A 5113-nucleotide genomic window follows, 5' to 3' on the forward strand; every position below is an offset into this window, starting at 1 on the left:
CGCTTGATATCGCTCGTCACCGCTCGTTATCGCTCGTCAACGTTTATACCGCTTGATAACATTCTTGATAGTCAGCATTCAATGATTGAAAAGGGATACGATATGACAACACGACCACTTATCTTTACCGACATCGATGGCACTTTACTGGACCATTTTGACTATAGTTTTAGTCATGCAATTGAAGTGATTGAAGCATTGAATGAACGCCATATTCCTATTATCGCTAATACCAGTAAAACCTTTGCTGAAATGGTGAAGTTACAACAAACCATCGGATTTAACTCACCGTTTATATCTGAAAATGGTGCAGTCGTTTATATTCCAATTGGGTACTTTGACCAACAGCCAGAGGGGACATTTACCCAAGGATATTATTGGATAAAAGAGTTTTGTCAGCCGCGACAATACTGGCTTGAATTGTTAAACCAACATGCACAGGCATTTAACGATGACTTTATTGGTTTTTCATCTTTATCAGTTGAAGAGTTATGTGAGATAACCGATTTGTCACCCGATAATGCCAAATTGGCTTTGATTAGACATTATGCCGAGCCAGTACTTTGGCAAGGTAATGAAGTTAATAAACAAGCCTTTATTGAGTTGATGACAAGCGTTGGTGCACATACCCTGCAGGGGGGACGCTTTCTACATGTGGGCGGAGATAGCGATAAAGGCAAAGCAATGAAATGGTTAGCCGATATCTATTCCAAGCAATATAGCGCTCCGGTGACTACTATTGCACTTGGTGACAGTGGTAATGACAATGCCATGCTCGAAGCTGCTGATCTTGCAATACAAATTAAGTCACCTGTTCATCCATTTCCCATATTAACGACCCAAAAACAAAGTATTCAAAGCAGTGAGTGCGGCCCTAAAGGTTGGGCCGAATGCATCAAGCAAACTCTATTGTCTTCATCGGCTGAATCGCAGCTAAACCAACTACCATTTGGAGGGGCGTAACATGGCCGACTTTTATCAAAATGGCATTGTCACCACAATGCATAATTTAACCCGACGTACCCATGAAGAGCTTGAGCAAGACTTAATCAAGTTTTCAAAAACGCGTCCGTTAGGATTAATTTTGCCATCTCTGTATTCAGAGCTAGAAGGCGCCGCACTTAAAGATATTGTCGGTAAATTAAAACAGGTGCCGTATTTATCCGAAATTGTAATTGGATTAGATAGGGCCGATCTGAAGCAGTACAAACACGCGCTAAGCTTTTTTGGTGAGTTACCGCAGCATCACCGAATACTATGGAATGACGGCCCACGTTTACAAGCGCTAGATGCAAAGCTGCAAGCGTTAGGATTAGCCCCTAAAGAGCTGGGTAAAGGTCGAAATGTCTGGTACTGCATGGGCTATATTTTGGCTTCAGGCAAAACAGAATCGGTTGCATTGCATGACTGTGACATCGTGACCTATGAAAAATCATTACTCGCTAGACTGCTTTATCCGGTCGCTAATCCACAGTTTAACTATGAATTTAGCAAAGGGTATTATGCACGTGTGTCTAATGGGCAAATTAATGGTCGAGTGTCACGTCTATTAGTTACACCGTTAATTAAAGCGCTTAAAAAAGTGGTCGGTTACAACGAATATTTAGAATATATGGACAGTTTTCGTTACCCATTAGCGGGTGAGTTTTCATTTAGACGAGACGTGCTCAACGACCTACGTATTCCAAGTGACTGGGGCTTAGAAATTGGGGTGTTATCAGAAATGCAGCGTAATTATGCCCATAATCGCATTTGTCAGGTCGATATTGCCGACAATTACGATCATAAACATCAAGACTTATCATTGGATAATGAAGAAGCGGGCTTGTCTAAAATGTCGATTGATATCACCAAAGCATTTTTCCGAAAATTAGCCACTCAAGGTAATACTTTTAGCACCGAATCGTTTCGAACCCTTAAGGCAACTTATTACCGTATTGCCCTCGATTATGTCGAAACCTATCATAATGATGCATTAATGAATGGCTTAACCACCGATATACATTTAGAAGAAAAAGCGGTTGAAATGTTTGCCCAAAATATTGTCACGGCAGGGCAACGCTTTTTAGATAATCCAATGGAAACCCCGTTTATGCCAACATGGAGCCGAGTCGTGAGTGCCATGCCCGACGTGCTTGAACAGCTTAAAGCTGCTGTTGAAGCCGATAATGCCGAGTTTAGCTAATATCAAAATCGACCAAGAGGACACCCTATGTCAGTAATGGATGGATTACAGCAAAAGCTGCAGCAACAACTTAGCTGTATTTACAACGATGTCGACATTAGCACAAGTGTGCCAGCATTGGCTGATCAGCTCATCGATATCATGCGTATCACCGAGTATTGTCAAGTGCCCGAACCCTTTGTAAATCATTGGTCTGAAAAAGACATTATTATGATCACTTATGGTGACAGTGTGATCCAACAAGGTGAGCGGCCACTCACCACGCTGGCACAATTTATCGACAGCTATTTAAGTTGCATCAATGCTGTGCATATTTTACCGTTTTTTCCTTACAGTTCAGACGATGGTTTCTCGGTTATCGACTATTCAAGTGTTAACGAAGGGCTCGGGTCGTGGGCAGACATCAGTGCTATCGCCAGTAAACGACGATTGATGTCAGATTTAGTGATCAATCATTGTTCTAGTCGAAGCTTATGGTTTGATAATTTCTGTAAAGGTGAGGGTGTAGGACATGACTATTTCTTTACTGCCAATCCAAATGATGACTTAAGTGCGGTGGTTCGGCCAAGAACGTCAGCACTATTAAGACCAACAGAGACACCTAACGGAACTCAGCATGTGTGGTGTACCTTTAGTCATGATCAAGTTGATTTTGATTTTCGTAATCCACAAGTATTAATCGAGTTTGTCCGCATCATTCGTCAATATTTAGATGCGGGTGTGAGTATTTTTCGCCTCGATGCGGTGGCTTTTTTATGGAAAATAGTCGGCAATAAATCAATTAACTTACCGCAAACCCATGAAGTTGTACGTTTATTGCGGACATTAATTGAACACGCCCAACAAGATGCCATTATCATTACCGAAACTAACATTCCAAACACCCAAAACTTAACTTATTTTGGTAATGCAAACGAGGCACATTGCATATATAACTTCTCGTTGCCGCCTTTATTGATCAACAGCCTGATTACCGGCAGTTGCTTATACTTAAAGCGCTGGCTTATGAGTATGCCGCCCGCACAAGACGGCACCACTTACTTTAATTTTATTGCTTCTCACGATGGCATTGGTTTACGCCCGGCAGAGGGCTTACTCGACGAAGATGAGATTGAAACTCTGGTCGACACCATGAAGCAATTCGGTGGTCAAATTTCATCAAGAACCACAGAAGATGGCCTGCAAAAACCTTACGAAATGAACATAGCCTTGTTTGATGCGTTACAAGGAACCACTAAAGGTAAAGACCTATGGGGAATGCAACGTTTTGTGTGTGCTCATACCATTATGTTAGCGCTCGAAGGAATTCCAGGTATTTATATTCACAGTTTACTGGGAACCCGCAACGACTATGAAAAACTGGCCAATACTTCCCATAATCGGGCCATTAACCGTCATCGTTGGGATCTCAATCAACTAACGGAACAACTAAATGATGCCAACAGCGATCATAGCCAAGTGCTAACCGAGCTGACCAATTTAATCAATATCCGTACTCAGCAAATTGCATTTCATCCCAATGCCACTCAATTCACCTTACACCTAGGGTTACAGCTATTTGGTTTTTGGCGTCAAAGTCGTAATCGTAAACAAAGTATCTTTTGTATCAGTAACGTATCTGACCAAATCACCGATCTCCCCATTAACGAACTGAACCTTATTATTGCGGAAAACTGGGTTGATCTATTAAGCGGACAACCAATAGAAGACATCACCCAAACAATGTCACTGCAACCCTACCAAACTGTGTGGATAAGCAATGTACGTATCTAGGGCGGACTATGTCCGCTAGGCCGCTACGCGGATAGTGCGCTTCGCTTCTAGGGACCGCTTTGCGGCTAAGATGTTATAGCATCTAGCCGCGCAGCGTCCTAGCAGCTCGCAGGTTCGCGAGAGGGCGGACTACGTCCTGCTAAAACAGCTTCGCAGCTCAGATTGACTCGCTGCGATACTAGGCTGTTGATTTTATAGTATCTAACCGCGTAGCGTCCTAGCTGCTCGCAGGTTCGCCAGAGGACGGACTACGTCTTGCTAGAACAGCTTCGCAGCTAATATTGACTCGCTGCGCGACTAGGCTGTTGATTTTATAGCATCTAGCCGCGTAGCGTCCTAGCAGCGTAGCGATCTAGGCTCTTGGATTGTCATCGCTCTTTAACACTATTTCCGTTTGTTATCATTTGTTATGAAACCTTGTTAACTTGACAACGCCTTTGCTCTCTATAAGCTAATAAGAATTAACATCTTGTTTTTGGAGCCTGTATGAAAACCTTATTTATCGCTGCGGCAGTATTAGCATTGAGCGCATGTAGCACCTTGAAATCTACTTCAGACTTCGATCCATCGGTATCATTTGAACAATATAAAACCTATTCATGGGTAGAGAAAAAAAATGAAGATGCGGGCTATCATTTAGACGGACTCATGGACCAACGTGTTCGTGCTGCTGTCGAAACTCAATTAAGCCAAAAAGGCATCAGCAAAGCCGACAAACAAAATGCCGATTTATTAGTTAACTACATCACCAAAGTTGATAAAAAAATCAATATCGACACCTTTAACAGTAACTTCGGCTATAACCCATATTATGGCCCTCGTTGGGGATTCGGAGGCAGTCTTCATAGTGAAACGACTGTGCGTGAATATGATGTTGGCACATTAATGGTCGACTTAGTTGACAACAAAACCGGTAAGTTAATTTGGCGTGGTACTGTGGCCGATACCGTGCGTGAACAAAGCACTCCAGAAGAGAGAATTAACACTATCAATCAAGCAATTGGTACTGTAATGATGAATTACCCACCCAAGCCGAATAAGTAACCTTTAGCACAACATAAAGTATCCAATGAAAGCCTCGTTTATCGAGGCTTTCTTTTTTTGTAGGCTAGCAATATCTATATCTATATCTATATCTATATCTATATCTATATC

The 5113-nt window shown here is 42.2% G+C and carries 4 protein-coding genes; all 4 read left to right on the forward strand.

The genetic code is table 11. The features are described 5' to 3' along the window. The coding region (locus H5125_RS21270; RefSeq protein ID WP_220487393.1) for an HAD-IIB family hydrolase at nt 1-963 on the forward strand (963 nt) is incomplete at its 5' end. Nucleotide 964: 1 nt separating this feature from the next. Next, a complete protein-coding gene (locus H5125_RS21275; protein ID WP_182745410.1) occupies nt 965-2185 on the forward strand; it encodes a glycosyl transferase in 1221 nt (406 codons plus the stop codon). A gap of 27 nt (nt 2186-2212) precedes the next feature. Beyond that, on the forward strand, nt 2213-3958 hold the full coding sequence (locus tag H5125_RS21280; protein ID WP_182745412.1) for a sugar phosphorylase: 1746 nt from the start codon (nt 2213-2215) through the stop codon (nt 3956-3958). Between the two features lie 486 nt (nt 3959-4444). Beyond that, nucleotides 4445-5002: a DUF4136 domain-containing protein gene (locus tag H5125_RS21285; RefSeq protein ID WP_101086418.1), complete on the forward strand. Its 558-nt coding sequence runs from the start codon at nt 4445-4447 to the stop codon at nt 5000-5002. The last annotated feature ends 111 nt before the right edge of the window (nt 5003-5113 follow it).

Source organism: Shewanella sp. SR44-4, from assembly GCF_014163715.1.
GTDB lineage: Bacteria > Pseudomonadota > Gammaproteobacteria > Enterobacterales > Shewanellaceae > Shewanella.

What these genes read in the sequence shown, in the direction of transcription:
- H5125_RS21275 (WP_182745410.1), top strand. Translation starts at nt 965, where the DNA reads ATGGCCGACTTTTATCAAAATGGCATTGTCACCACAATGCATAATTTA.
- H5125_RS21280 (WP_182745412.1), top strand. Translation starts at nt 2,213, where the DNA reads ATGTCAGTAATGGATGGATTACAGCAAAAGCTGCAGCAACAACTTAGC.
- H5125_RS21285 (WP_101086418.1), top strand. Translation starts at nt 4,445, where the DNA reads ATGAAAACCTTATTTATCGCTGCGGCAGTATTAGCATTGAGCGCATGT.